General features: G+C 56.0%; 26 protein-coding genes. 14 read left to right on the top strand and 12 right to left on the bottom strand.

Going from position 1 to position 25,115, the window contains the following annotated elements:
* Positions 1-234 precede the first annotated feature (234 nt).
* Positions 235-501 (top strand): putative hemolysin, encoded by a 267-nt coding sequence (locus ENTMO_RS24660; protein WP_010431552.1) that lies wholly within the window; start codon positions 235-237, stop codon positions 499-501.
* On the opposite strand, the gene hslJ is transcribed toward ENTMO_RS24660, so the two are convergent.
* The 4 genes from hslJ to ENTMO_RS0113085 all read right to left on the bottom strand — a co-directional run bounded on the left by hslJ (position 502) and on the right by ENTMO_RS0113085 (position 3,605).
* Positions 502-939 carry a heat shock protein HslJ gene (gene hslJ, locus ENTMO_RS0113100; RefSeq protein ID WP_010431549.1) on the bottom strand — a complete coding sequence of 146 codons (438 nt, stop codon included), beginning with the start codon at positions 937-939 and terminating at the stop codon, positions 502-504.
* Between the two features lie 127 nt (positions 940-1,066).
* Positions 1,067-1,195 (bottom strand): DUF2474 domain-containing protein, encoded by a 129-nt coding sequence (locus ENTMO_RS24655; protein WP_010431546.1) that lies wholly within the window; start codon positions 1,193-1,195, stop codon positions 1,067-1,069.
* The gene (cydB, locus tag ENTMO_RS0113090; protein ID WP_010431543.1) at positions 1,195-2,205 is read right to left on the bottom strand and encodes a cytochrome d ubiquinol oxidase subunit II; all 1,011 of its coding nucleotides are present in this window, start codon (positions 2,203-2,205) and stop codon (positions 1,195-1,197) included. Before cydB ends, ENTMO_RS24655 begins: the two co-directional genes overlap by 1 nt.
* The gene (locus ENTMO_RS0113085) at positions 2,205-3,605 is read right to left on the bottom strand and encodes a cytochrome ubiquinol oxidase subunit I (protein ID WP_010431540.1); all 1,401 of its coding nucleotides are present in this window, start codon (positions 3,603-3,605) and stop codon (positions 2,205-2,207) included. Before ENTMO_RS0113085 ends, cydB begins: the two co-directional genes overlap by 1 nt.
* A 393-nt stretch (positions 3,606-3,998) precedes the next feature.
* Here ENTMO_RS0113085 and ymcF point away from each other — a divergent pair, with 393 nt between their 5' ends.
* The 7 genes from ymcF (at position 3,999) to patD (ending at position 11,319) form a co-directional block, all read left to right on the top strand.
* Positions 3,999-4,187 carry a cold shock small protein YmcF gene (gene ymcF, locus ENTMO_RS24650; RefSeq protein ID WP_052302284.1) on the top strand — a complete coding sequence of 63 codons (189 nt, stop codon included), beginning with the start codon at positions 3,999-4,001 and terminating at the stop codon, positions 4,185-4,187.
* Between the two features lie 82 nt (positions 4,188-4,269).
* A complete protein-coding gene (locus ENTMO_RS0113080) occupies positions 4,270-5,679 on the top strand; it encodes an aminotransferase-like domain-containing protein (RefSeq protein WP_010431538.1) in 1,410 nt (469 codons plus the stop codon).
* Positions 5,680-5,951: 272 nt separating this feature from the next.
* Positions 5,952-7,097 carry a putative ABC transporter substrate-binding protein YdcS gene (ydcS, locus tag ENTMO_RS0113075; RefSeq protein ID WP_010431537.1) on the top strand — a complete coding sequence of 382 codons (1,146 nt, stop codon included), beginning with the start codon at positions 5,952-5,954 and terminating at the stop codon, positions 7,095-7,097.
* A 17-nt stretch (positions 7,098-7,114) separates the two neighbouring features.
* Positions 7,115-8,128 carry an ABC transporter ATP-binding protein gene (locus ENTMO_RS0113070; RefSeq protein WP_010431536.1) on the top strand — a complete coding sequence of 338 codons (1,014 nt, stop codon included), beginning with the start codon at positions 7,115-7,117 and terminating at the stop codon, positions 8,126-8,128.
* A 7-nt stretch (positions 8,129-8,135) separates the two neighbouring features.
* Entirely contained in the window at positions 8,136-9,074 is a 939-nt protein-coding gene (locus tag ENTMO_RS0113065; RefSeq protein WP_411326758.1) for an ABC transporter permease, read from the top strand.
* Positions 9,064-9,870: an ABC transporter permease gene (locus ENTMO_RS0113060; protein WP_010431531.1), complete on the top strand. Its 807-nt coding sequence runs from the start codon at positions 9,064-9,066 to the stop codon at positions 9,868-9,870. Before ENTMO_RS0113065 ends, ENTMO_RS0113060 begins: the two co-directional genes overlap by 11 nt.
* Positions 9,871-9,894: 24 nt before the next feature.
* Entirely contained in the window at positions 9,895-11,319 is a 1,425-nt protein-coding gene (gene patD, locus ENTMO_RS0113055; protein ID WP_010431530.1) for an aminobutyraldehyde dehydrogenase, read from the top strand.
* 38 nt (positions 11,320-11,357) lie between these two features.
* Here the strand turns inward: patD and ENTMO_RS0113050 are convergent, their stop codons facing one another.
* The 3 genes from ENTMO_RS0113050 to ENTMO_RS0113040 are packed head-to-tail and all read right to left on the bottom strand — an operon-like array spanning position 11,358 to position 12,252.
* Positions 11,358-11,540 carry a DUF1869 domain-containing protein gene (locus ENTMO_RS0113050; protein ID WP_010431529.1) on the bottom strand — a complete coding sequence of 61 codons (183 nt, stop codon included), beginning with the start codon at positions 11,538-11,540 and terminating at the stop codon, positions 11,358-11,360.
* A 4-nt stretch (positions 11,541-11,544) separates the two neighbouring features.
* Positions 11,545-11,898: a DUF1971 domain-containing protein gene (locus tag ENTMO_RS0113045; RefSeq protein WP_010431527.1), complete on the bottom strand. Its 354-nt coding sequence runs from the start codon at positions 11,896-11,898 to the stop codon at positions 11,545-11,547.
* Positions 11,899-11,925: 27 nt separating this feature from the next.
* Positions 11,926-12,252: a DUF1971 domain-containing protein gene (locus ENTMO_RS0113040; protein ID WP_029485087.1), complete on the bottom strand. Its 327-nt coding sequence runs from the start codon at positions 12,250-12,252 to the stop codon at positions 11,926-11,928.
* 244 nt (positions 12,253-12,496) lie between these two features.
* Here ENTMO_RS0113040 and ENTMO_RS24645 point away from each other — a divergent pair, with 244 nt between their 5' ends.
* Together ENTMO_RS24645 and ENTMO_RS0113030 are read left to right on the top strand one after the other, a co-directional pair.
* Positions 12,497-12,670: a GhoT/OrtT family toxin gene (locus ENTMO_RS24645; protein ID WP_003856960.1), complete on the top strand. Its 174-nt coding sequence runs from the start codon at positions 12,497-12,499 to the stop codon at positions 12,668-12,670.
* A gap of 86 nt (positions 12,671-12,756) precedes the next feature.
* Positions 12,757-13,512, top strand: coding sequence for an alpha/beta fold hydrolase (locus ENTMO_RS0113030; protein WP_010431519.1), 756 nt, complete (start codon positions 12,757-12,759; stop codon positions 13,510-13,512).
* A gap of 109 nt (positions 13,513-13,621) precedes the next feature.
* Here ENTMO_RS0113030 and ENTMO_RS0113025 read toward each other — a convergent pair whose 3' ends face one another.
* Genes ENTMO_RS0113025 through ENTMO_RS0113015 form a run of 3 tightly spaced genes read right to left on the bottom strand, consistent with a single transcriptional unit; the run spans position 13,622 to position 20,113 of the window.
* Positions 13,622-15,796, bottom strand: a complete 2,175-nt coding sequence (locus ENTMO_RS0113025; RefSeq protein ID WP_010431516.1) for a virulence factor SrfC family protein — start codon at positions 15,794-15,796, stop codon at positions 13,622-13,624.
* Positions 15,793-18,774: a virulence factor SrfB gene (locus tag ENTMO_RS0113020; protein ID WP_010431513.1), complete on the bottom strand. Its 2,982-nt coding sequence runs from the start codon at positions 18,772-18,774 to the stop codon at positions 15,793-15,795. The genes ENTMO_RS0113025 and ENTMO_RS0113020 overlap by 4 nt, the downstream gene beginning before the upstream one ends.
* Positions 18,775-18,778: 4 nt before the next feature.
* Complete coding sequence (locus ENTMO_RS0113015; RefSeq protein ID WP_010431511.1) at positions 18,779-20,113, bottom strand: SrfA family protein; 1,335 nt, start codon at positions 20,111-20,113, stop codon at positions 18,779-18,781.
* 280 nt (positions 20,114-20,393) lie between these two features.
* Here ENTMO_RS0113015 and ENTMO_RS0113010 point away from each other — a divergent pair, with 280 nt between their 5' ends.
* Both ENTMO_RS0113010 and ENTMO_RS0113005 read left to right on the top strand, forming a co-directional pair.
* Complete coding sequence (locus ENTMO_RS0113010) at positions 20,394-21,992, top strand: ABC transporter substrate-binding protein (protein WP_010431508.1); 1,599 nt, start codon at positions 20,394-20,396, stop codon at positions 21,990-21,992.
* Between the two features lie 95 nt (positions 21,993-22,087).
* Complete coding sequence (locus tag ENTMO_RS0113005) at positions 22,088-22,321, top strand: YdcY family protein (protein WP_010431507.1); 234 nt, start codon at positions 22,088-22,090, stop codon at positions 22,319-22,321.
* Between the two features lie 3 nt (positions 22,322-22,324).
* Here the strand turns inward: ENTMO_RS0113005 and ENTMO_RS0113000 are convergent, their stop codons facing one another.
* Positions 22,325-22,774: a DMT family transporter gene (locus ENTMO_RS0113000; RefSeq protein WP_010431505.1), complete on the bottom strand. Its 450-nt coding sequence runs from the start codon at positions 22,772-22,774 to the stop codon at positions 22,325-22,327.
* The gene (locus tag ENTMO_RS0112995; protein WP_010431503.1) at positions 22,771-23,289 is read right to left on the bottom strand and encodes a GNAT family N-acetyltransferase; all 519 of its coding nucleotides are present in this window, start codon (positions 23,287-23,289) and stop codon (positions 22,771-22,773) included. Before ENTMO_RS0112995 ends, ENTMO_RS0113000 begins: the two co-directional genes overlap by 4 nt.
* A gap of 151 nt (positions 23,290-23,440) precedes the next feature.
* On the opposite strand from ENTMO_RS0112995, the gene ENTMO_RS0112990 reads away from it, so the two are divergent.
* Both ENTMO_RS0112990 and ENTMO_RS24135 read left to right on the top strand, forming a co-directional pair.
* Complete coding sequence (locus ENTMO_RS0112990) at positions 23,441-24,016, top strand: helix-turn-helix domain-containing protein (RefSeq protein ID WP_010431501.1); 576 nt, start codon at positions 23,441-23,443, stop codon at positions 24,014-24,016.
* A gap of 66 nt (positions 24,017-24,082) precedes the next feature.
* Positions 24,083-25,115, top strand: a 1,033-nt coding sequence (locus ENTMO_RS24135) for an NADP-dependent oxidoreductase (RefSeq protein ID WP_010431499.1), incomplete at its 3' end; no start/stop codon positions are given.

Raw genomic sequence — 25,115 nt, 5'->3', positions numbered from 1 at the left:
TGTATAACGGCAACAAGCCCTGATAATTATTCTTTTATTTTAGCAAAGCTCAGGTTTTGCGATTTTCGCTTTTGTGTCCTCGATATTCCCGGCATCAATGAGTAGATCAAACTTTTGCCGAAAAAATTGCGAGAAATTGTTTCCGGAGCGCATAAATACGCACATCCACTCTCGACGATGCGGCGCCGGGTGCCTATTATGCATAGGTTTGTCATTATTCATGGGGGAGAGAACATGCGTTCAGCGTTTTGGGTAGGGTGTGCCGCATTATTGTTGTCGGCATGTAGTAGTGAACCTGTTCAGCAGGCAACGGCGGCGCACGTTACGCCAGGTATGAGAGCCGCGATGTCAAGCTCCGGCCAGGCCAACTGCGCGATGATTGGGGGTTCGTTATCGGTTGCTCGCCAGCTCGATGGGTCTGCGATTGGTATGTGCGCGTTGCCAAATGGCAAGCGCTGCAGTGAACAGTCGCTTGCCGTGGGATCTTGCGGTAACTACTGATTACTCAACGCGTTTAAACATCAGCGTTTTTTCGGCTGTCGCCAGCGTTAACTGGTCTTCAGTCAGGTCGACCTGTGCGCCCTTGCGCAGCATGTCGCCGATGGCCTGATCCAGTTCGTTAAGCTGTGGGTCAGTGCACAGTTTCCGGGTCATCGCCAGCGTTTTGACGGTGAGCGCGCCTTCGGACAATTTCCCCTGTCCGTTATAGCTGTTACACATCACGCCTGAGACAGTGATGTTTTTAATCAGGCTGATATCTGACAGTGCGCTAAAGCTTATTTCAGGCTGCGTTGCCGTTTTGGTGATGGCTTTACCATCGACGTTTTCCAGCACAAAACGGTGGTTTTGAAGCTGCTCCGGCTGAACGGACGCTTTACCCGGGTTAACGCAGCCCGCCAGGGCCAGGCTCAGAAAAGTTACTGCAACGAGCTTTTTCATTTTTCTTCTCTAAATATCAATGCTGTGAATCTATTCCAAGTGTAACCATACGCCCGCGCGAGTTAATGGGGTTTATCTGAAAGTGCGAGAAGAGGCCGGGCAACAGCGCGGTGCCCGGCACAGGGTGTTAGTGAGATTTAAATCCCGCCGCCGCCATCAGCATGCGGAAGAACATACTTACGGCGGCCAGCGCCAGGACGCTACCGCCCCAGATGATGACCAGCCACATCAGACGTTTCCAGACAGGTTGTTGCATCAATGATAACCCTCCCCATGCTGTACTTTTCCGCGAAATACGTAATAACTCCAGAAGGTGTAGACCAGAATGATGGGAATGATCAACAGTGCGCCCACTAACATAAAGCCCTGACTCTGCGGGGGTGCAGCGGCCTGCCATATGGTAATAGACGGCGGGATGATGTGGGGCCAGATGCTGATCCCAAGACCGCTGAATCCGAGGAAAATCAACCCCAGCGTCAGCACAAACGGCAGATTATGGCTATCAGGATCCTTCAGGCTTCGCCACTGCCAAAGGCTCAGGATCGCCACCAGCACCGGGACGGGCAGCAGATAAAACAGATTCGGCAGCGTAAACCAGCGCGCGGCGATAGCCGGTTGCGCCAAAGGCGTCCAGATACTGATTGCCGCAATGAATACCAGAAGGACGATTAACAGCGTTTTTGAAACCTCACGCATCCGCTGTTGCAGGGCATTTTCGCTTTTCATCACCAGCCATGTGGAGCCTAACAGGGCATAGGCTATGACCAGACCTGCGCCACAGAACAGGTTAAAGGCAGTGAACCAGTCAAAGGGTCCCCCGCTGTACGTGCGTCCGGTAACGGAGAAACCGTTAATCACAGCGCCGACCGTCACGCCCTGGGTGAACGTTGCCAGAATCGAGCCACCAATAAAGGCTTTATCCCAGAACGGACGGTGTGCCGGTGTGGCTTTGAAGCGAAACTCAAACGCCACGCCCCGAAAAATAAGTCCGATCAGCATTAATGTCAGCGGAATGGTCAGCGCGTCGATGATGACCGCGTAAGCCAACGGGAAGGCACCAAACAAGGCCGCGCCGCCAAGCACCAGCCAGGTTTCGTTCCCGTCCCACACCGGCGCAACACTGTTGACCATCACATCGCGATCGTCGCCGTTCTGCGTCGCGGGGAACAGGATGCCAATTCCCAGATCAAATCCATCCATCACGATGTACATTAACGTGGCGAATACGATGATCACAAACCAGATAAGGGAGAGATCGATTCCCATTATGGCTTCTCCTTACGTTCAGTGATAACGGCGGAAAGGGGACGAGCGGGTCGACCATCAGCTTCAGTGGCAAATGACTCATGAGGCTGAGGACCTTTTTTGATCAGGCGTACCATATAGCTATAACCCACGCCAAACACCGAGGTATAAACCACGAAGAAGGCCAGCAGGCTGACGCTCATATGCAGATCGCCGTGCGCGGAAACCGCATCTTTCGTGCGCTGCAGTCCATAGACCACCCACGGCTGGCGGCCCACTTCCGTGGTAACCCATCCGGCAAGGATGGCAATCAATCCGGATGGCCCCATAAGCAGGGCAAACCACAGGAAGGGACGAGAGGTATACAGCCGTTTTTTGTAGCGCAGCCAGACCGCAGCCACTCCCAGCAGCAGCATCAACATGCCCAGGCCTGCCATAATGCGGAACGACCAGAAGACGATGGTGGCGTTAGGCCGGTCTTCTTTCGGAAACTCCTTGAGCGCAGGAACCTGTTTTTCCAGACTGTGGGTCAGGATCAGGCTGCCCAGCGCCGGGATCTCCAGCCCAAAGCGGGTGCGCTCCTGCTCCATGTCCGGCCAGCCGAACAGCAGCAGCGGCGTCGGTTCACCCGGCGGGTTTTCCCAGTGGCCTTCAATGGCGGCAATTTTGGCGGGCTGGTACTTTAAGGTGTTCAGCCCGTGCATATCACCCACCATCGCCTGTATGGGGGCCACAATCAGGGTCATCCAGAGTGCCATAGAGAACATGGCGCGAATGGCAGGCGTCCTGTTACCGCGCAGCAGGTGCCAGGCGGCAGAAGCACCAACAAACAGCGCGCTACTGAGGAAGGCGGCTATCGACATATGCAGCAGGCGGTACGGGAAAGAGGGGTTAAATACCACGGCAAACCAGTCTACCGGTACGACCTGACCGTTGACGATCTCATAGCCTTGCGGGGTCTGCATCCAGCTGTTGGAGGAGAGGATCCAGAAGGTCGATATAATCGTCCCCAGCGCCACCATACAGGTTGCAAAGAAGTGCAGACCCGGACCGACTTTGTTCCAGCCAAACAGCATCACGCCAAGGAAACCGGCCTCAAGGAAGAAAGCGGTGAGCACTTCATAGGTCAGCAGTGGGCCGGTAATACTGCCCGCAAACTGTGAAAATCCACTCCAGTTAGTGCCAAACTGGTAGGCCATGACCAGCCCGGAGACCACACCCATACCAAAGTTAACGGCGAAGATCTTCGACCAGAAATGGTACAGCGAGCGCCAGACGGGATTTTTTGTTTTGAGCCACAGCCCTTCGAGTACAGCAAGATAGCTTGCCAGGCCGATGGTGATTGCCGGGAAAATAATGTGAAAGGATACGGTAAAGGCAAACTGTATCCGCGCAAGGTGAAAAGCATCTAAACTAAACATGCACAGCCTCAATGTCAAACGGTGTGCTGTTATGGTATAGGGGGGCAAAGTCGACTATCAGAGGCAGAAAAGTAAAATTTATTCATAACAGTTCGAAAACTGTCGTCATTTAACTCATCTGATATAGGTTGGTAATTAAGAATAAGAAAATTCTTTTTATGAATTTTACGCATTAAACCGCTTGCGTTGTCGTCTGCGTCGTGCGTTAATGGTCTTCTGGTTTTGAGTCCAAATAAATATCTGACGTAGTTTTATAAAGCAGTTCTCATCACGTTGTGCCTCTCCGCAGCCTCTCTTGGGTCTTTATCTACTTTCCGATTAGTTTTGTTTAAAACCATTATTGCCTGATCGGCTCATGAGTAATTTACGTTTTTACGTTTACAGGAGAATCCTATGACTTCTTATATCCATTTTCGCTGCCCATGCTGTCATGGCTCGCAGTACCGTACTTCAGTTTTTGATGTGTCTGAGAAAAATCCTCACGGCGCGAAATGCATTTTTTGCAAATCGTCGATGGTTACGCTCGATCACCTGGCCGCAGCACGTTCTGCCCAGAGCCATATCACTGAGTACCGCAAGTAATTAACAACGCTTTCCATAACAGTTAGCAAAATCTTCTCTTTTTCTCCTGCTGATATACACTGTCGGCAATAAGGAGAATCTGATGAAAAAATACCAGCGTCTGGCGCAACAAATTATCTCGCAGATTGAGCTTGGCGTATGGCTGCCGGGCGATAAGCTGCCTTCACTGCGAGAGCAGGTGGCGAGCAGTGGCATGAGTTTCATGACCGTGGGCCACGCGTATCAGATGCTGGAAAGCCAGGGGCGCATTGTCGCCAGACCGCAATCGGGCTATTATGTTGCCTCGCGCCCGACTGCGCAACAGCCTGCTCCTCCGGCTCAGGTGATGCGCGATGAAGTGGTCGACATCAACACCTATATCTTCGATGTACTGCAGGCCAGCCGCGATCCCTCCGTCGTGCCGTTTGCTTCCGCATTTCCCGATCCGCGCCTCTTTCCGCTTCAGCAGCTTAACCGCTCGCTGGCGAACGTCAGTAAAACCGCCACCGCGATGAGCGTGATTGAAAACCTGCCGCCGGGTAACGTCGATCTACGCCACGCCATTGCCCGCCGCTACGCGCAGCAGGGGATGAACATCTCTCCTGAAGAGATTGTCATTACCGCAGGCGCGCTTGAGGCGCTGAATCTAAGCCTTCAGGCAGTCACCGAACCCGGTGACTGGGTAATCGTTGAAAATCCCTGTTTTTATGGTGCTCTCCAGGCGCTTGAACGTCTGAAGCTGAAGGCCCTGTCGATAGCGACCGACGTGCGCGAGGGGATCGACCTGAATGCCCTTGAACAGGCCCTGAATGATTATCCGGTAAAAGCCTGCTGGCTAATGACCAACAGTCAAAACCCGCTTGGCTTCACGCTGAGTGCGGAGAAAAAGGCGCTGCTGGTGGCGCTGCTAACGAAGCATAACGTCACCCTGATTGAGGACGACGTCTACAGCGAGCTCTATTTTGGCCGTGAAAAACCGCTTCCGGCCAAGGCCTGGGACAGGCAGGACATGACGCTGCACTGCTCCTCATTTTCAAAATGTCTGGTGGCCGGTTTTCGCATCGGATGGGTAGCGGCGGGAAAGCATGCGCGCCGCATTCAGCAGCTGCAGCTCATGAGCACCTTATCAACCAGCTCACCCATGCAGCTGGCGCTGGTGGATTATCTGGCGACCAAACGATATGACGCCCATCTTCGCCGCCTGCGACGCACGCTGGCCGAGCGCAAACAGCAGGGGTGGCAGTCGCTTTTGCGCCATATGCCTGCTGGCGTCAAAATCCATCACAACGACAGCGGCTATTTTTTATGGCTGGAGCTTCCGGCACAGCTGGATGCCGGGCTGCTGAGCGAGAAAGCGTTAGTCCACCACATCAGCATTGCGCCAGGTAAGATGTTTTCAACCTCAGACAGCTGGACGCCGTTTTTCCGGTTTAATACCTCCTGGGCGTGGGGAGAACGGGAAGAACAGGCTGTTATTCAGTTGGGAAAATTAATTAGCGAGATGCTGGAATAAATCGCGTAGTCGGCTTTTAAATAATCCTTCCTTATCTTTATGACGGCGCTGCGAATATCTCTCAGCGCCGCATCATAGGAAATCTGCATACTCCCTTCCTCTGCTAACTCCTTGTCTATAATCCAGTTAACGGGGAATGCGCCCTCGGTCACACCTTGATGAAATTTCCTTTAGCCGAAAGGTGCGGCGCATTTGCGCGGTCTACGTTTAATTAAGGAGATATTTTTACGGCAAGGCTGCCGCTAAATTTCATTGCGACTGGAGTATATCTAATGAGCAAAAATTTTGCCCGCAGCAGCCTGTATGCGCTTGGCATGACAATCATGACCGCGCAAGCCGCCGAACCGCCGAAGGCCATCGGTAACGGGGAAGGACGACTGGATATTATTGCCTGGCCGGGGTACATCGAACGCGGTCAGACGGATAAAAATTATGACTGGGTGACCCAGTTTGAAAAAGAGACCGGGTGTGCCGTCAACGTCAAAACGGCGGCCACATCCGATGAGATGGTCAGCCTGATGGCGAAAGGGGGATATGACCTGGTCACGGCCTCCGGTGACGCCTCGCTGCGCCTGATCATGGGGAAACGCGTTCAGCCGATTAACCCCGATCTGATCCCCAACTGGAAAACCCTCGACGCACGGATTGTGAAAGGGGAATGGTTTAACGTTGACGGCAAAGTCTACGGCACGCCGTATCAGTGGGGGCCAAACCTGCTGATGTACAACACCAAAACTTTCCCGACGCCGCCGGACAGCTGGAGCGTGGTATTCACCAAACAGAATTTGCCTGACGGTAAAACCAACCAGGGACGCGTGCAGGCGTACGACGGCCCGATTTATATCGCCGATGCCGCGCTGTTCGTCAAAGCCACTCAGCCGCAGTTAGGTATTAAAGACCCGTACCAGCTCACCGAAGAGCAGTACGCCGCTGTGCTCAAGGTGCTGCGCGATCAGCACGCGCTTATCCACCGCTACTGGCATGACACCACCGTTCAGATGAGCGACTTTAAAAATGAAGGCGTGGTGGCCTCCAGCGCCTGGCCATATCAGGCGAATGCCCTCAAGGCAGAGAACCAGCCCGTTGCCACCGTCTTCCCGAAAGAAGGGGTGACCGGCTGGGCGGACACCACCATGCTGCACGCGCAGGCAAAACACCCAATGTGCGCCTACAAATGGATGAACTGGTCGCTGACGCCAAAAGTGCAGGGCGATCTGGCGGCCTGGTTTGGCTCGCTGCCGGTGGTCGCGGAAGGCTGTAAAGCCAGCACGCTGCTCGGTGATAAAGGCTGCGAAACAAACGGTTATAACGAGTTCGAAAAAATCATGTTCTGGAAAACGCCGATTGCGGAAGGGGGGAAATTTGTCCCTTACAGCCGCTGGACGCAGGATTACATTGCCATCATGGGCGGTCGTTGAACGTCCGGGAGCAGAACATGACGTACGCAGTAGAGTTTAATGACGTTTCCCGTCTGTACGGCGACGTACGAGCGGTGGATGGGGTGACTATTGGCATTCGTGACGGGGAGTTTTTCTCCATGCTGGGGCCTTCGGGCTCCGGCAAAACGACCTGCCTGCGCCTGATTGCCGGTTTTGAACAGCTGAGCGGCGGCGCGATAAAAATCTTCGGTAAAGAAGCCAGCGAATTGCCTCCCTGGGAGCGCGACGTCAACACCGTATTTCAGGATTGCGCGCTGTTTCCGCACATGTCGATCCTCGACAACGTAGCGTACGGGCTGATGGTTAAAGGTATCGACAAGAAAAAACGCTACGCGCTGGCCGGTCAGGCGCTGGAGAAGGTCGGCCTGAGTTTTGCCGTCGCGCGTAAGCCTTCACAGCTCTCCGGCGGCCAGCGTCAGCGCGTGGCGATTGCCCGCGCGCTGGTGAACGAACCCCGCGTGCTGCTGCTGGACGAACCGCTAGGCGCGCTCGACCTTAAACTGCGCGAACAAATGCAGTTCGAGCTGAAAAAGCTTCAGCAGGAGCTGGGCATTACCTTTATTTTCGTCACCCACGATCAGGGAGAAGCCCTGTCCATGTCGGATCGGGTGGCCGTCTTCAACAACGGGCGTATCGAGCAGGTTGAGACCCCGCGCGAACTTTACATGCGTCCTCGCACGCCGTTTGTCGCCAGTTTTGTTGGCACCTCTAACGTTTTTGATACCGCATTGGCCCGTCAGGTCTGTGGGATGGAGGGGATGTATTCGCTGCGCCCGGAACATATTCGTCTCAATGAGGGCGGTGACGTTCAGGTGCAGGGCGTGGTACAGGCGGTACAGTATCAGGGCGCGGCCACGCGCTTCGAGCTGCGTCTGGCTGACGGTGCGAAACTGCTCGTCAGCCAGGCAAACCTTACCGGAGGCGCGCTCCCGGCAGGGATTGCGCCCGGACAGCAGGTGCTGGCCTCGTGGTCACGCGAGGCCATGGTGTTGCTTCATGAGGAGAGGTGAAATGGACATGAGCGTTTCACCCACGCCCGCGCCGCACGGTAGGTTAGGCCGTATTACCGCCTTGTTCTGGCGCAAACCGTCGCTTGGCCTGTTCCTGCTCCTTCTCGCGCCGCTGATGTGGTTTGGCATCGTCTATTTGGGTTCGCTTCTGACGCTGCTGTGGCAGGGTTTCTATACGTTCGACGACTTCACCATGTCGGTGACGCCCGATCTCACCTTTGCGAACATTCAGGCACTTTTCAACCCGGCGAACTACGACATCATCTTGCGCACGCTGGTGATGGCTCTTGCGGTCACTGTCGCCAGCGCGATCCTCGCGTTTCCGATGGCGTGGTATATGGCGCGTTATACCCGCGGTAAGTGGAAAGCCTTTTTCTACATCGCGGTGATGCTACCCATGTGGGCGAGTTATATCGTTAAGGCTTACGCCTGGACGCTGCTGCTGGCGAAAGATGGGGTGGCACAGTGGTTTCTCAGCCATTTGGGGCTTGAGCCGCTCCTGATTTCTCTGCTTACGCTACCGGCGATTGGCGGTAACACATTGTCGACATCAGGGCTGGGCCGCTTTCTGGTCTTCGTCTATATCTGGCTGCCGTTTATGATCCTACCCGTGCAGGCGGCGCTGGAGAGGTTGCCCGCTTCTCTGCTACAGGCGTCTGCCGATCTGGGCGCGCGGCCGCGCCAAACCTTCCGCTACGTGGTTCTGCCGCTGGCTATTCCGGGGATTGCGGCAGGATCAATATTTACCTTCTCGCTGACGCTCGGGGATTTTATCGTGCCGCAGTTGGTGGGGCCGCCGGGATATTTCATCGGAAACATGGTCTACGCCCAGCAGGGGGCCATTGGGAATATGCCCATGGCTGCCGCATTCACGCTGGTTCCGATTGTGCTGATCTCGCTTTATCTGGCGTTCGTGAAACGCCTGGGAGCATTCGATGCACTCTGATCGCGCACCGTTGTTCCTGAAAGTGGCCGCGTGGGGCGGGGTTATCTTCCTCCACTTCCCGCTGCTGATTATCGCGATCTATGCGTTCAATACCGAGGACGCGGCTTTCAGCTTCCCGCCGCAGGGGCTAACGCTCAAGTGGTTCAGCGTGGCGGCAGGGCGTGGGGATATTCTTGAATCAGTGACGTTGTCACTTAAAATCGCCAGCTTATCAACCGGTATTTCACTCGTGCTTGGCACGCTTGCTGCAGCGGCACTGTGGCGCAGCGAGTTCTTTGGTAAAAACGCGATCTCTCTGCTGCTGCTGTTGCCGATTGCCCTGCCGGGGATTATCACCGGCCTGGCGCTGCTGACGGCATTCAAAACCATCAACCTTGAGCCGGGATTTTTCACCATCGTTGTAGGACACGCCACTTTCTGCGTGGTGGTGGTTTTCAACAACGTGATTGCCCGGTTCCGGCGCACGTCCTGGAGTCTGGTGGAAGCGTCGATGGATTTGGGTGCAGACGGCTGGCAAACCTTTCGCTATGTGGTGCTGCCTAACCTTGGCTCGGCGCTGCTGGCCGGAGGGATGCTGGCGTTTGCGCTGTCGTTTGACGAAATTATCGTGACGACATTTACGGCGGGACACGAGCGCACGTTACCGCTGTGGTTGCTCAACCAGCTCGGTCGTCCGCGTGACGTACCGGTCACCAACGTTGTTGCACTGCTGGTGATGCTGGTCACAACCATCCCCATTCTGGGAGCCTGGTGGCTAACCCGCGACGGCGAAAACGGTGCCGAAAGCGGGAAATAACATTGATTTCAACAGGACAATGCTATGCAAAAACTACTGCTGATTAATGGTGAACTGGTGGCCGGTGAAGGGGAAACGCAGCCGGTCTATAACCCTGCCACCGGCGACGTACTGCTGGATATTGCTGAAGCGTCAGCGGCGCAGGTCGATGCGGCCGTTCAGGCTGCGGATCGCGCGTTCGGGGAATGGGGGCAAACGACGCCTAAAACCCGCGCCGAGTGTTTGTTGAAGCTGGCTGATGCCATTGAAGCGCATGCTGAAGCGTTCGCCCGGCTCGAATCCCTTAATTGTGGAAAGCCTCTGTACTGCGCTCTGGGGGACGAAATCCCGGCGGTGGTCGACGTGTTTCGCTTCTTTGCGGGCGCGGCTCGCTGCCTGAATGGACTGGCCGCCGGCGAGTATCTTGAAGGGCATACGTCAATGATCCGCCGCGACCCGATCGGCGTCGTCGCGTCCATTGCGCCGTGGAACTACCCGCTGATGATGGCTGCCTGGAAGCTGGCCCCCGCGCTGGCGGCAGGCAACTGCGTGGTGATCAAACCTTCTGAAATTACCCCGTTGACGGCCTTAAAGTTGGCCGAGCTGGCCAGAGACATCTTCCCGGCAGGCGTACTTAACGTTCTCTTTGGTCGCGGTAAAACCGTCGGCGACCCGCTCACCGGGCATGAAAAAGTCCGCATGGTCTCACTCACCGGGTCGATTGCCACGGGCGAGCATATTATCAGCCACACGGCTTCCTCAATTAAGCGCACCCATATGGAGCTGGGCGGCAAAGCACCGGTGATTGTTTTTGACGATGCCGATCTGGACGCCGTGGTGGAAGGCGTGCGCACGTTCGGTTTCTACAACGCCGGACAAGACTGCACCGCTGCCTGCCGTATCTATGCCCAGAAGGGCATTTACGCCGCGCTGGTTGAGAAGTTGGGGGCCGCCGTCGCCAGCCTGAAAATGGGGGCGCCGGAGGACGAGTCGACAGAACTTGGCCCACTCAGTTCTGCCGCACACCTGTCACGCGTGTGCAACGCGGTTGACGAGGCAAAAGCGCTGAGCCATATCCGTGTGGTGACCGGCGGGAGTAAACACGAGGGGGCGGGCTACTACTTCCAGCCAACCCTGTTGGCTGGGGCGAAACAAGAAGATGCAATTGTTCAACGCGAGGTGTTTGGTCCGGTCGTCAGCGTGACGGAATTCGACGACGAAGCGCAGGTACTTGCCTGGGCCAACGATTCGCAATATGGTCTGGCATCATCAGTCTGGACCAAAGACGTGGGCCGCGCCCATCGCCTGAGTGCGCGCCTGCAGTACGGCTGCACCTGGGTGAATACCCATTTTATGCTGGTGAGCGAAATGCCGCACGGGGGGATGAAATTATCCGGCTACGGCAAAGATATGTCGGTCTACGGGCTTGAGGATTATACGGTTGTCCGGCATGTGATGATAAAACACTAAAAACCCTGCCCGGCGGCCAGTATCGCCGGGCATTTTATTTACCAGCCACATACCTCGTGCTCGTTTTCCGTATCGTAAGCGCGGACGGTATTCACCAAATCTTTCACCACGTCTGCGGCGACGTCGGGGATGAGCAACTCCATTGGTGCGTCAGTTTCATAATCCACCGAGACGCCGTTGCTGTTGTTGGTCACGGTCACGGTGTACGTTGCTTTACTCACGACATTACTCCTTATTTGTATTAACAACTTTCCCGATACCTGCGCCCTGAAGCGTAACGTCAGGATCGGCAAAAAAGTCGATATTGAAATAGGTATCGTCGGTCAATAACTCAATGCGATGCCATTTTTCCGGCGGTGAGATGCCAAACGATCCCGCCTCGATCACCTGTTCCAAATCCGGTTCTGTTGCATCTGCATCCGGGAAGCCAAAATAGCGCACCGCGCCCTGCATCACGGACAAACGGCCGTAGACGCTGGCTTTAGTATTATGATGAGTGAAAAGGGCTTTTGGTGCTGAGTCTTTATCCCAGAATGGCGTGGAGCGGGTATGAACAAAATTCTCAGGAATACGTAGCATAATGATTTCCTCTTAAGTGAAAGCCACTTAAAGCGACCTCAGTGCCTCGGGTTCGACGAAAAAGTCGATGTTGAACAGCGTGTCATCGGACATAACTTCGATGTGATGCCATTTCTCCGGCGGAAAAACACCGAAGTGCCCGGCCTTGATAATCAATGTGCTGTCAGGCTCGGGCGTCAGTTCATCGGCGTAGCCTAAGTAGCGTACGGCGCCTTGCATAACGGAAAGGCGCGGATAAACGCCCGGACGGGTACCCGTGTCGAGATGACGCTGAAAGATCCCGGCAGGGGCGGTGTCTCGATTCCAGAAAGGGGTGGAACGGGTATGAATACAACTCTGCGGAATGCGTAGCATTTGGCCTCCCATGAATGTCTGCCTTTATTAGACGCCTTTCAAAAACAGAGGATTTGTCAAAAAGTGCATTTAATATGCGTGTTATAGGTAAGGAGTATTGCCTGCTCTCCCTGTTTGTTACGCAAGATACTCAATTGTTATTATCCATAAATTTTAAGTGGTTATTCTGTAACGAAAAAACTTGATCTGTATCAACATATGACGCATATTGCGTGCGGTTATTTTTTCGGCTCTGGTATACAGAATGACGTTGTATCAAAAGATGTTGGTTTTTTACGCAATCATGGCTTCTATCTGCGCATTAATTACTTGGTTCCTCTCCAAAGACCGCAAACGTATCCGCCTGCTCAGCGCTTTTCTGGTGGGCTCGACGTGGCCAATGAGCTTTCCCGTTGCGCTGTTGATCTCGCTTTTCTGAAGCACGCTTCCATTTTTAAAAGATGAATATGGCATTCCAGATGCGATAACTGTATAAATACACAGTGCATCGTGAAAGGAGTGCTTATGAACAGTTTTTACTCGCAGCAGGCCGGTTGCACCGTGCGCTGGCATGACTTGCCCGGCACCGACGATCCCGTGGTGTTCATTCACGGGCTGGGCTGCGCCTCTTCCTATGAATATCCCCGTGTCGTTCATGACCCGCTTTTTGGCGCGCGCAGAGCGATTCTCATCGATTTGCCCGGCAGCGGCTACAGCGATAAGCCTGAGCACTACAGCTATAAAACTACCGAGCAGGCGTACGTTGTGGCGGAATTGATTGATCACCTTAAACTGGATGCCTTCTGGTTATACGGCCACAGCATGGGCGGCAGCATTGCTATCGAAACGGCGGGGCTGCTGGCAACGCGCGTGAAGGGACTGATGGTCTCAGAACCCAATTTTCATGCGGGTGGGGGAATGTGCAGCCGGTCAATTGCCGCACAAACCGAGCAACAGTTTCTGACGCAGGGTTATGACGTGATGCTGAGCGCGGAAACGACGGCGTGGGCGGGTTGCCTGAAAAGCAATGCGCCTTATGCCGTCTGGCGAGGCGCGTCGAGTCTCGTGCACGGTGTTGAACCTGACTGGGCAACACAATTCCTGTCGCTTGCCTGTCCGGTTACGTTGATTTTCGGCGAGCAGTCGCTGCCTGATGGCGACGTGGAGAATCTGAAGCAGAAGGGCGTTGAGGTGAAAATCATCCCTGCGGCGGGGCACTCAATGTCGTGGGAAAATCCATCTGCGCTGGCGCAGACGCGAGCCGGTTGTATGACGGAGTGATGAGCGCGGCGCGACGCTTGCGCGGGCCTACTACGGTGAAGAATGTAGGCCAGGTAAGCGCAGCGCCACGCCACCCGGCAAGAAAGGCGGCTACATTGTTAATCAGCGTTCAGCGCAATAATGCCTGTAAGGCCTGACGCGCGCCAGGCTGGACATCATGCGGATGCTGGTAATCAATGTTCTCTATCGCGCGGCTATAAAGCGCAACCAGCCAGTCGTACACATATGCTGTTGCGGCATGTATGGGTTGCTCGCCCAGACGCGCGAGACGCGGGGTGGCACTGCTCACGATGGGTGTAACAAAGATTGCCTTGCCTTTACGGATGCGGCTTGCAGGACGCCCAGTAACCGGCATTTTGTCGTAACCCAGCCAGCCAATGAAATTGCCCATCACCGCATGCAGTTGCGCGGCGCTACTTTTATCCGTCTCAACGATCCGCTGCAGTTGCTGAGGTAAATCCAGACGATAACTGGCGACGATGAGTACATCGGCAACCTGCTGTAAAACCGCCGGTTCAAGGCCTAACCGGGCGGCGGCGGCATCGTTGCGACTCCATTGACGCAGATGGTTAATCCACACCTTGTGCGCGAGGCGTGCTTTATCTTTGGTCTGAACGGTACCGGTGCTTTCCTGCGTATTTTCCGCGAACAGGTCAATAACGTCGGTGAACAACCCGTTGACCTGCTCCTCGCGCGGCTGCTGTACTGCCAGCAGCGTTTCAAAGGCTTTGAGCGGCGGTAAAAGCCCTTCAAGCAGTTCACCGTGTCGTGCGGCGCTGCTTGGCAGCATTCTCACCATATTTTCGGCCTGAGAACGTCTTTCCCCTGCATCCTGAGTGACCGGGGCAAGATAAGGTTGCATGAGTGCCGCCTGATCCTGCTGTAAAAGCGTTTTTAGCTTATGGAGCCGCTTGTGACGCTGAGACGGCAGCGTGGCCTGAGAAAGCCACTCAATCATGCGCTGCATGCTGTGGCTGTCCAGCGCCTGCAGCGTACCCCAGCGCAGACCCGGCTGGCCCAGCAGGTGCTGGACGGCTTCATCCAGATTCTGTTTCGTCGTAAAACGCGCGTCGTGCGGCGTAATTGCCCACACGAGACCCGGGAGAGCGGATTCTTCCGCAGGCTGCGTCTCTTTGACCCAGTTCTGAAGGGTTCGCGCAGCTTTAGCCGTCTGCTGATGATGTGCGGTGGCGTTACAGATGACCAGTACATCGGGCTGTAGCTGCTGACGATAATGTTCCAGCAGCCACAGGCATTTGGCCTGCGTCATCAACGATGCTCCGTCGTCAGACAGCGCAGGAATATCAATAATATCTACATTATCAATGACGCATCCCTCTACCGGCAGCACCAGCTCACGGGTAAGGAAGGCGAGGATATCAACTGGAATGCTGATGGCATTTAGCACGTCACCGTCGCTGATCGGGTGCAGCAGCGCTTCCTGCGCCTCCGGCGCGGTTAACGCCCCGTGAGTCAGGAAACCTTCACTCGGCAGACCAAAATTATCCACCAGCAGGCTAAGGGGGGCCGCAAGCAGCGTGGCATGGCTGGTTTGATGCAGAACGTGGGCGAGCTTAAGCCACTGTTGGGTTAACTCCTGTTGTTCTCCCCACAGCAGTGACCAGACGCTGGCGCGCGTGCTGAGATCGAGCGAAGGGATCAGCAGTGCGAACTGGTGCCACAGGGCATCGTCCATATGCTGTTTCCCGCCGGGAACGGTGCTCTGCCAGAAACGGGCGATTGCACCCACTTCCTGTGCGGTGATCCCCGGAACGCCCTGCGGTTGACGCAAGGCGCGCCACTTCTCCAGCCGCGTTTCAATCACGGATTTATCCACCGGGCGGATCTGCGGGTGCAGGGTGATGCGCGCAATAAACAGCTGGGCCAGTTCGGCTTCGGTCACCAGTCGCAGACGCAGCGGAAACGCCTCATCGGCAATATCCCGCTGTTCGCGGGTGAAGCGAATGGCCATATTCGTTGCCGCATGGCCGGGATTGATATGCGAAAAATAGTCGAACGTGCGCTGGCCGGGTGACACGTTCAGACGACCATTACCGCTGCCGCACAATGACGTGAGTAAATGCGATTTCGCCGCCTGGGAATGGCCGTACAGCCCGATGCTGCTCTGGCTCAGGAGGGCACGGTCAATGGCCTGCTCACGCGCCTGGGCGGACGTGACCCGTGACAGCAGGGCATCAGCATCGTTATCCAGCATGGGAGCGTGCAGGCGCGTGTCGTTAATCCACCCGATTAAGGCCTGAGTGGTGGCAGTCGTCACAGTCATTTCAGGTATACGCTCCCGCTGTCAATCCAGTAGTGGCTGCCGCTGTGTCGGCGATCGGCCAGGGTATTCAGTTTAAAGGTCAGTGCGTCCGGGGGAACCGGCGTGCCGTCCTGTAGCCAGGCGTCGCTGAGCTCGAAGGACTCCGGCCCTTCGTGCTTGCTGCCGCCGCGCAGCTTCAGGCGAACGTTAAGCACGCCGTCGCCTGCAATGGCTTTTGCCAGTTCAGCAGAGTTAATGCTCAGGGTATACAGCGGCGTCGCTGGCCAGCGGGCGTTTGCAAGCTGACGGAAGCCGAGCGTGACGTTCCCGCGTAGCGGGAAATGGAGACGGGCATCCAGCTTCGCGCCCGGCTTATCGAGATCGATATCCTGGTACCAGACGTTCTCTTCGCGCAGGGTATTTATGGTGTTATCCAGCACGCCCAGATAACGAACCGTCGAGTATGCGCCAATGTCGGCTGCCTTAAAGTTGAAACGCGGCAGGCGAAGATCCAGCGCCAGGCTGCACAGCATCGCACCGACGGCGGCAGTAGATTTAGGATTGCCGATACGCCCCTGCTGGCTGAATGGATACCATTCATGCACCTGATACTTATCCAGCCAGACGATGCGGTTGACCGGCACCGGCTGCAGGTGGCGGATGAGCGCCTGGACACCCGGCAGGCAGCCCGGGCGGCCCGTGATCAGCAAAATATCGCAGCTGTAATGGGAAATGGCCTCGCACACCGCATGAAGGGGAGACGCCAGCGTGAACTGTCCGGCCAGCATGGCATCCTGCATCTCGCGGAAATTAACGTGCAGCGGAACGGCAAAGAGATCGAACGCTTCTGACCCCGCGGGCAGCGCATGGTCGATCGCCTGCTGCAGATAGTTCAGGACGTTGCGCGTCGGTTTTTGCGCAAGGAGATCGCCGAAGGTGGCATGCAGTCCGGCCAGCGGATCGTCAATGTCGCTGGATTCCCACGCGGCGAGGATCGCATGTCCAATCGGCATAAACAGCTGAAGCGCCGTTTGCTGGCGCAGCACGGCCTGCGTGTCAATGCGTCCGGAATCGCCAAACAGCGACGCCATCAGCAGGGAAGCGTCCGCAATCCCGGACTTCTGCAGCTGGGTTTGCAGCGCAGGCAGCACATAGCGCTGGATCACGTCCAGCAGCGTGTCGTCTCCGGCGACCTTAAACCCTTCGCGGAACAGCAGCTGCGGGGTAATTTTGACGTTGTTACCGGAACCGTCGTCTAACTGATAGTGCGTAATCGCCATATCCGTCGTACCGCCGCCAATATCAATGGAGGCCACGCGCAGTGAACGCCCGGGTTGAATGCCCGGTTCAGGCTCTCGATCCGGACGGGCGAGGGAAGCGAAGAACGCTTCTGTCTGGCCGCCGAAATGGGAGATGGCTTCGTTATACAGCCAGACCAGCTGGCCGCAGCTGGCTTCGTCCCATTCCATCTGAATTTCAGGTACCGGCACCACGCTTTTTTCCTGCTGTTTGCGGCTGGCAAAATCTTCATCCTGCGGGTGCCAGCCCATCGCTTTCCAGACGATAGCAATGGCTTCAAACATGCGACGACGGAAAATCTCACGCTCCTGTTTCGGCATGGCCGAGGGCAGGGTAAGAATGAGCGTGCGCAGCTGACGCGGAGACGCCGGGAAGCCCAGGCGCAAGCGCGTGGCGACGCTGTTGATCTGCCCCAGCGCCTGTGCCAGCAGCTCACAGAGCATATGGGTCATTAACGTGCTGCGGCTGTACTGCGGGGAAAATACCGGCAGACGTTCATCCTGAGGCAGGGTGAAGAGCGGCTCACCGTCATCGTTCATCAGGTTCATCAGCGGGAAGGCGGTCGCCAGCGGTTCACGCTGGGTTTTGCTGTTCATCTGGCTGAAGCGCCAGTCCTGAACCACCGGGGTTTCGTCCCACAGGTAGCGACGCGGGCTGGAGATACCGCTGTTACCTTCGGTACCCAGGCGCTGCATCGCCAGTTTGCGCGCTTCGTCTCCCACGCGCACGATTGACGGCCAGACGAAGGCATCTTCACGGCCGCTTTCCACGGAGAAGTGCTGCTTGCCGAAACGCGCTTCGGAGAACTCCAGGCGGCTGGTGAAGAGCGGCTCATTCAGGAACTGCGGTTCGCTTAGCGAGCGGACCTGCAGCTCGGCGGTCTGGCGTAGCCCATCGTTCGCATCGCCATGATCTTCAATAATGACGCCGCAGGTGTGGGTGTTGCCCACGTCGAGGATCAGGTCGACCGGAATGGCAGGGGTGCTGAGCGTGTGGGTGACAAATTTCACTTCAGGCACGGTCAACTGCTCGCCGAGCATCGACAGGAGATTGAGCCAGTGTGCCTGATATTCAAAGCTGCGCATTGCCTGGTACAACTCGCGCTCAGAGCGTTTTTCAACGCCGTCCGCAAACTGGGTAAAGGCTTCGCGCAGCCAGCCGTCAATCCAGGTCTGATCGAGGAAGTTTTCCACTTCCTCATCGCGCCAGGCGAGGGCGAAACGGGTGCCGTTCAGAATGTCGTTTTCGACAGGCGACAGCGCGGAAGTGGCGTGTTCTGCAATCTGGCTGTCGAGCGCGAGGGTCACGCGATGCGTATTGCCTGCCGCATCCGGGGTATCCAGTTTACGCACCTGCACGCGAGCCCAGTTGTCCGGGCCATCAACGAAGGTGCGCGGAGGATTAAAGCGCAGGAACGGTAGCGGGAGCCAGACACCGTCCAGTACCGTCAGAGACTGATGCAGTGGAATGGTGCTTTCCGGCTTCACCACCTCCGGCTGACTGCCGCCGCTTGCCGGGAGCGTGTAACGGCCGTTCACCAGGTCGAAATCAAGGCGCAGCAGCGGGCCATTTGCCGTTTTACGCACGAAACGACCATTGCTGGCGGTGTCCTGCGGGGTCAGGCCAAAATCAAGGAACTGTACGCCGCTGTTAGCAATGAGCGTGACGCTCTGTTTATAGTCGCAAAGAGTTACCAGCATAGGATCACGCACCTGCTTTCTTGAACGTCAGTGGAACGACGGTGTTGGCATCATAACGTGCGCTACATTCCGCCACATCGCTGGTGCCTGCTTTGCAGGCGACTTCAGGCATGGGATAGCGTGAGCCGTCCGTGCAGCGGGCGTTGCCGCGCGTTTTAATCAGTAACTCACCGTTGCTGTGCAGCCCGGAGAACACCTCGACGCGGCAAACGATGTTGTCGCCGTGAACCACGCGTGCGGTGCCTTTATTATTCTGTATTTGGTAGCGCAGTGACGGCGGCTTGCCGGTGACCGGATCTTTCACGTCGAGAAGGGCGCGCCAGGTTCCGTTCAGGAACCGTGTCGAGCCTGCTTTGACCTGATTTGCCTCCATCACCATGGCATCTTTCGGGATCGCGGCAATCACGACAGGCTCTGGTTTTGCGACGGGCGCTTGTACCTTCGGCTCCAGCACTTCGGCCTGGTGCAGAGGCAGGTTCATGGCAAGCTGTTCCACCGGCTTAATGGGTTTTGGCGCAATGGCAACAGGTGCTGCCGGTACGGCGACAGGTTCAGCAGAGGGTGCCTGTTTTGGCCAGAGTAATGGGGTCGCTATTGCCGCAACAATCACCGCTGCGACGGGCAATGACCACAGGGGGATGCGGCGCTTTTTCGGCACAATTTCGGGGACCGGTTCTTCTGCTACAGTCGGCACAATCACGCGAGGCGGTTCTGGTTCGTACAGCGCGTCCTCGGTGATGCGCACGCTGGTCGCGGGCGTCACGAGCGGCTCATCGGCTTGTTCAAAGGTAATCACCGGCGTGGGCTCGGGCTCTGGCTCGGGATCGTCAATGACAACGGGCGCAGGTTCCGGGATCAGCGATTCCCTCAGGCAATCAAGCACGTCGTCACGGGCGTTTTCGTTAAGGTTCACGAAGCCCCAGAAGCAGATCACCGGTTTGCCATCGACCAGATAGAGGAAGTTTTCGCCGGGGAACTGGAAGGTTTTTGACAGCAGGGAACCAAACAGCTGTTGCGCGGTTTTCGGTGACTGCAGACACTTTTTACTCAGCGATTCTACGCTGGCCAGGGTGTTTTCCAGGTAGCGCAGGGCGCGGTAACGTTCATCTTCCTCTGCGGCTTTCCAGCTGGATACCGTTCCGTCAACGGGGGAGTACCAGTCAACGCGATCGCCGCCATCGTTCACCTGAGGAATGGCCAGGCAGTCGACAATAGCCTGCTGTTTGCGCAGCCGAAGCGCTTCACGGATTTGCAACGCTGATTCAAAAACGGCCTGTCCGCCGCCGCCAACGGCCTGAAAATCATCCAGATTACCGCTGCGTAAAAGTGTTTTTGCCACGATTTGATCCCATAGACTTCTTCACACCGTTACTTTAACGAAACCGGGACGCAAACAAACGGCTGAGGAGACGCCAAAAGGGCCGATTTCTTACGGCATTGATCGCGACGGTTGTGCTTGACGAATAATGGCACTTAAGGCAAATCGCCTTTTTTCTTGACTGGAAAAGCAGCAATAAACTCTGCTTTAGAATAACCTGATAGTGTTTCGTTATTTGTCAGGTCAAAACAGCTGTGCTGTTATTACTGTTCACAATAATAAAACTGAAAGGGTTATAACCATGTCTACAGGGAAAACACTGCTTGCTCTCGCGTTGAGCACGCTTTTACCGGCAGGGGCCGCATGGGCGGCAAACACCGATACCATTATTTACTGCTCCGAGGCTTCACCCGAGTCGTTTAACCCGCAAATCGCCAGTTCGGGCCCGTCTTTTGTCGCCAGTTCTCAGGTACTGTATAACCGTCTGATCAATTTTGACCCAGTGAAAAACACCCCGGTTCCGTCGCTGGCGGAGTCATGGACCATTTCTCCGGACGGCAAGACCTATACGTTCACCCTGCGCAAAGGGGTGAAGTTTAACAGTAATAAATTCTTCAAGCCGACCCGTGACTTTAACGCGGATGACGTAATTTTTTCGGTCTTGCGTCAGAAAGACCCTAAGCATCCGTATCACAACGTCTCGCAGGGCAATTACGAATACTTTAACGACGTGGGGCTGGATAAGCTGATTCAGGACGTGAAAAAGGTCGATGATTACCACGTCCAGTTTACGCTTAGCGAACCGAACGCCGCGTTTCTGGCCGACTGGGGGATGGATTTTGCCTCTATCCTGTCCGCCGAATATGCCGATACGATGCTGAAAAAGGGCACGCCTGAGAACGTCGATACGTGGCCAATCGGCACCGGGCCTTACGTACTTCAGCAGTATAAGGTGGACTCGCTTATCCGCTACGTCGCAAACCCGAACTACTGGGACGGCGCGGTCCCGACCAAGCACCTGATTTTCTCTATCACGCCAAACGTAGAAACCCGTCTGGCGAAACTGCAGACCAACGAATGCCAGATTATCCCGGCTCCGTCGCCTGTTCAGTTTGACGTCATTAAGAAAAACAAAGACCTGACGCTGCATTCAATCGACGCGCTTAACGTCGGCTATCTGGCGTTCAACACCGAGAAAAAACCGTTCGATAACGTGCTGGTGCGTCAGGCGCTGAACTATGCGACCGACAAAAAGGCGATCGTGAACGCGGTGTTTATGGGTTCGGGTACGGTGGCAAAATCGCCGATCCCGCCAAATATGCTGGGCTTCAACAAAGATTTGAAGGATTACAGCTACGATCCAGAAAAAGCGAAAGCATTACTGAAACAGGCCGGACTGGAGAAGGGCGCAGAAGTGACCCTGTGGTCAATGCCGGTTCAGCGTCCGTATAACCCGAACTCGCGACGTATCGCTGAGATGATTCAGGCCGACTGGGCGAAAGTGGGCGTGAAGGCGAAAATTGTCTCTTACGAGTGGGGCGAGTATCTCTCCGGCATGCGTAAGGGCGAGCACGACTCCGCGCTGTTTGGCTGGATGTCCGACAACGGCGACCCGGATAACTTCGCCGACGTGCTGCTGGGCTGTGACAGCATCAAAACCGGATCCAACGCCGCACGCTGGTGCGACAAGGGTTATGACGCTCTGGTGAATAAAGCGAAGCTGACCAGCAATCCGGCCGAACGTGCGAAACTCTACGGCCAGGCGCAGGAGATTTTCTACCAGCAGGCGCCGTGGATTGCCCTCGCGAACGGCAAAACCTTCTTCGCGACCCGAAGCAACGTGACGGGTTACAGCGTGAGCCTGATGGGCAGCGATTTCTCCAAAGCGAAGCTGAATTGACAATGTTGCCCGGTGGCGCTGCGCTTACCGGGCCTACAGATCTAAATCAGGCCGGGTAAGGCGTAGCCGCCACCCGGCAATAACAAGGAGTGACAATGTCACATTTAAACGACGTAACAGCCCGTGTGGATGCCGCCATCAAAGAGAGCGTGATTACCCACATGAACGAATTGCTGATTGAATTAAGCGATGATGCAGAGCTGAGCCGGGAAGACCGCTATACCCAGCAGCAGCGCCTGCGCACCGCGATTTCACACCACGGTAAGCAGCACAAAGAAGAGATGGATGCGCGTGAGGAACAGCTAACTAAAGGCGGCACCATACTGTAACGATCAAAACTGGCGGCGGGCCACCAGCCAGGCCCCCACCACCAGCATCACCGCGCCGCACACCGGGCCGATCAGCGCGCGCAGCGGAATGCCGTGGCTTCTCAGCACGTCCAGCACCAGCCCGCCAATCAGCTGGCTTGCCACCAGCACCGCAATGGTGGTTGCCGCCCCCACATTCTGGTACCCGCTAATGCTGGCAAAAACAAAAAACGAGCCCAGCAGGCCCGGGATCAACGTCCACCAGCGAACCGTTGACGCCAGTTCATGAAAGCCGGTGAACCCCTGCTTAATCAACAAAATGCTGACAAACAGCACAATGCCAACCAGCGAGTTCAACAGCATGGCGATGAGAATGGTGGACGAGCTTTGAGTGATGCGCACCATCAACGTGTTCTGCACCACCAGCCCAATACCCGCGGCAACCAGGAACGCCAGCGTGAGCGATTGATTCATGGGAGTGCATCCGGTTCGCTGCGCTCGTCAAGCTGCAGCTGCATGAAGGTTAAATCCAGCCAGCGACCAAACTTGGTCCCCACCTGCGGCATCTGTCCCGTGGTGACAAACCCCAGCGTCTCATGAAGATGAATGGAGGTATGGTTTTGCGCTTCGATCCCCGCCACCATGACGTGTTTGCCAATTTTTCGCGCTTCAATAATCAACGCCTTCATCAACAACCGCCCGATGCCTTTACCCTGGTGGTCCGGGTGGACGTAGACGGAGTGCTCAACGGTGTGGCGAAAACCGTCGAACGCCCGCCAGTCGCCGAAGGAGGCATATCCCGTTACTACGCCATCGTCTTCGCTGACCAGCACGGGATAACCCACCAGCGTGCGCGCTTCAAACCACGCGATTCGGTTATCGGTATCCACCGTTTTATCGTTCCAGATGGCGGCCGTATGCAGGACCGCGTGGTTGTATATTTCACCGATGGCGGCGCAATCTTCTTTACTGGCATGACGAACGATCATGATTAACCCTCAGGCTGAACTGTTCACTATAGTGGTACGCTTATGTCACTATAGTACACAAAAGTGCCGTCTTACGGCTACGGTATATACCCTATTTTTTTGTTATAAAAACTGCCATTGAAATACTGTTCATACACTATAGTATGACGTGATGAATACTATGACAGACAATATGAATCAACGGATTAGCGCGCGTATTCGTATCGAACGTGAGTCGCGAGGCTGGTCCCTGAGCGAGCTGGCCGAACGGGCAGGCGTATCGCGCGCGATGATCCATAAGATAGAGCGTGGGGACAGTAGCCCTACGGCGACGCTGCTCGCCCGGTTATCGGGTGCCTTTGGCATCAGCATGTCCACGTTAATCGCGCGGGCGGAAATGCAGGAGGGCAAACTCCTGCGCCTGGCGAATCAACCGGTCTGGCGCGATCCGCAAACGCATTACGTGCGGCGTCATGTGTCGCCGCGCACCGATTTGCCTATCGATCTCGTGCAGGTGGAACTTCCCCCCGGCAGCGATGTGCCGATGCCCGCATCGTCTTACGCGCTGGCACGTCAGCTGATCTGGCTGCAGTCTGGCGAGCTGGTGTTTCAGGAAGGGGATACCCGGCATGAAATGAAGGCCGGAGATTGTCTCGAACTGGGGCCGCCCAATGACTGTCGGTTTATTAATGAGACCGATGAAACCTGCATTTATCTGGTTGTCCGCCTCAATCAGTCTGGCTCGTAATGTCAAAGCATCATGCCAGATAAGGGACTAGTCTCAAGAGACATTTGCACGAGAAAGGAGTGATTTATGAGTCAATCTTCCACGCGAAACCGTCGCTGGCTTTTGGCCTCGCGCCCACACGGCGCGCCAGTGGCGAAGAACTTCCGTTTAGAAGAACAGCCGCTGCCCGCTCTGACAGAGGGACAAGTGCTATTACGCACGGTGTGGCTCTCGCTGGACCCGTATATGCGCGGCCGCATGAGCGATGCGCCTTCCTATTCGCCGCCCGTTGAGATTGGCGCGGTAATGGTGGGCGGTACGGTAAGCCGGGTTGAGCAGTCGAACCACCCGGATTTCAAACCGGGTGAATGGGTGCTGGGCTATAGCGGCTGGCAGGAGTATGAACTCTCGGACGGCAGCGGCCTGGTCAAGCTGGGAGAAAACCCTTCGCACCCATCATGGGCGCTTGGCGTGCTCGGGATGCCGGGCTTTACCGCCTATATGGGCCTGCTGGATATCGGTCAGCCAAAAGCCGGTGAAACGCTGGTGGTGGCTGCGGCGACCGGGCCGGTTGGGGCAACGGTCGGGCAAATTGGCAAGATTAAAGGCTGCCGGGTTATCGGTGTCGCGGGTGGTGCTGAAAAATGCCGCCATGCTGTCGAGGTATTGGGATTCGACCAGTGCCTGGATCATCATGCTGCGGATTTTGACGCGCAGCTGGCAGCAGCCTGCCCGCAGGGAATAGATGTTTATTATGAAAACGTTGGCGGGAAAGTCTTTGATGCCGTACTGCCGCTACTGAATACCGCCGCGCGCGTGCCGGTATGTGGGCTGGTCAGCGGCTACAACGCAACCGGTCTGCCGGACGGCCCGGATCGTTTGCCGCTGTTGATGGCAACCCTGCTGAAGAAACGCATTCGCATGCAGGGCTTTATCATCGGCCAGGACTACGGACATCGTATTAAAGAGTTCCAGGACGAGATGGGGCGTTGGGTACAGGAAGGTAAAATCCATTATCGCGAACAGGTTACTGACGGACTCGAAAACGCACCCGAGGCGTTGATTGGGCTGCTTGAAGGCAAAAACTTCGGCAAAGTCGTGATTCGCGTCGCGGCGGACA

It is taken from the genome of Enterobacter mori LMG 25706 (assembly GCF_000211415.1).
GTDB lineage: Bacteria > Pseudomonadota > Gammaproteobacteria > Enterobacterales > Enterobacteriaceae > Enterobacter > Enterobacter mori.
Note: the sequence above shows the minus strand (reverse complement) of the source record. Positions and strands in the feature narration are given on the sequence as shown.

Coding starts and splice junctions, on each gene's coding strand:
- ENTMO_RS24660 (WP_010431552.1), top strand. CDS start 235: ATGCGTTCAGCGTTTTGGGTAGGGTGTGCCGCATTATTGTTGTCGGCA.
- hslJ (WP_010431549.1), bottom strand. CDS start 939: ATGAAAAAGCTCGTTGCAGTAACTTTTCTGAGCCTGGCCCTGGCGGGC.
- ENTMO_RS24655 (WP_010431546.1), bottom strand. CDS start 1,195: ATGCAACAACCTGTCTGGAAACGTCTGATGTGGCTGGTCATCATCTGG.
- cydB (WP_010431543.1), bottom strand. CDS start 2,205: ATGGGAATCGATCTCTCCCTTATCTGGTTTGTGATCATCGTATTCGCC.
- ENTMO_RS0113085 (WP_010431540.1), bottom strand. CDS start 3,605: ATGTTTAGTTTAGATGCTTTTCACCTTGCGCGGATACAGTTTGCCTTT.
- ymcF (WP_052302284.1), top strand. CDS start 3,999: ATGACTTCTTATATCCATTTTCGCTGCCCATGCTGTCATGGCTCGCAG.
- ENTMO_RS0113080 (WP_010431538.1), top strand. CDS start 4,270: ATGAAAAAATACCAGCGTCTGGCGCAACAAATTATCTCGCAGATTGAG.
- ydcS (WP_010431537.1), top strand. CDS start 5,952: ATGAGCAAAAATTTTGCCCGCAGCAGCCTGTATGCGCTTGGCATGACA.
- ENTMO_RS0113070 (WP_010431536.1), top strand. CDS start 7,115: ATGACGTACGCAGTAGAGTTTAATGACGTTTCCCGTCTGTACGGCGAC.
- ENTMO_RS0113065 (WP_411326758.1), top strand. CDS start 8,136: ATGAGCGTTTCACCCACGCCCGCGCCGCACGGTAGGTTAGGCCGTATT.
- ENTMO_RS0113060 (WP_010431531.1), top strand. CDS start 9,064: ATGCACTCTGATCGCGCACCGTTGTTCCTGAAAGTGGCCGCGTGGGGC.
- patD (WP_010431530.1), top strand. CDS start 9,895: ATGCAAAAACTACTGCTGATTAATGGTGAACTGGTGGCCGGTGAAGGG.
- ENTMO_RS0113045 (WP_010431527.1), bottom strand. CDS start 11,898: ATGCTACGTATTCCTGAGAATTTTGTTCATACCCGCTCCACGCCATTC.
- ENTMO_RS0113040 (WP_029485087.1), bottom strand. CDS start 12,252: ATGCTACGCATTCCGCAGAGTTGTATTCATACCCGTTCCACCCCTTTC.
- ENTMO_RS24645 (WP_003856960.1), top strand. CDS start 12,497: ATGACGTTGTATCAAAAGATGTTGGTTTTTTACGCAATCATGGCTTCT.
- ENTMO_RS0113030 (WP_010431519.1), top strand. CDS start 12,757: ATGAACAGTTTTTACTCGCAGCAGGCCGGTTGCACCGTGCGCTGGCAT.
- ENTMO_RS0113025 (WP_010431516.1), bottom strand. CDS start 15,796: ATGACTGTGACGACTGCCACCACTCAGGCCTTAATCGGGTGGATTAAC.
- ENTMO_RS0113020 (WP_010431513.1), bottom strand. CDS start 18,774: ATGCTGGTAACTCTTTGCGACTATAAACAGAGCGTCACGCTCATTGCT.
- ENTMO_RS0113010 (WP_010431508.1), top strand. CDS start 20,394: ATGTCTACAGGGAAAACACTGCTTGCTCTCGCGTTGAGCACGCTTTTA.
- ENTMO_RS0113005 (WP_010431507.1), top strand. CDS start 22,088: ATGTCACATTTAAACGACGTAACAGCCCGTGTGGATGCCGCCATCAAA.
- ENTMO_RS0113000 (WP_010431505.1), bottom strand. CDS start 22,774: ATGAATCAATCGCTCACGCTGGCGTTCCTGGTTGCCGCGGGTATTGGG.
- ENTMO_RS0112995 (WP_010431503.1), bottom strand. CDS start 23,289: ATGATCGTTCGTCATGCCAGTAAAGAAGATTGCGCCGCCATCGGTGAA.
- ENTMO_RS0112990 (WP_010431501.1), top strand. CDS start 23,441: ATGAATACTATGACAGACAATATGAATCAACGGATTAGCGCGCGTATT.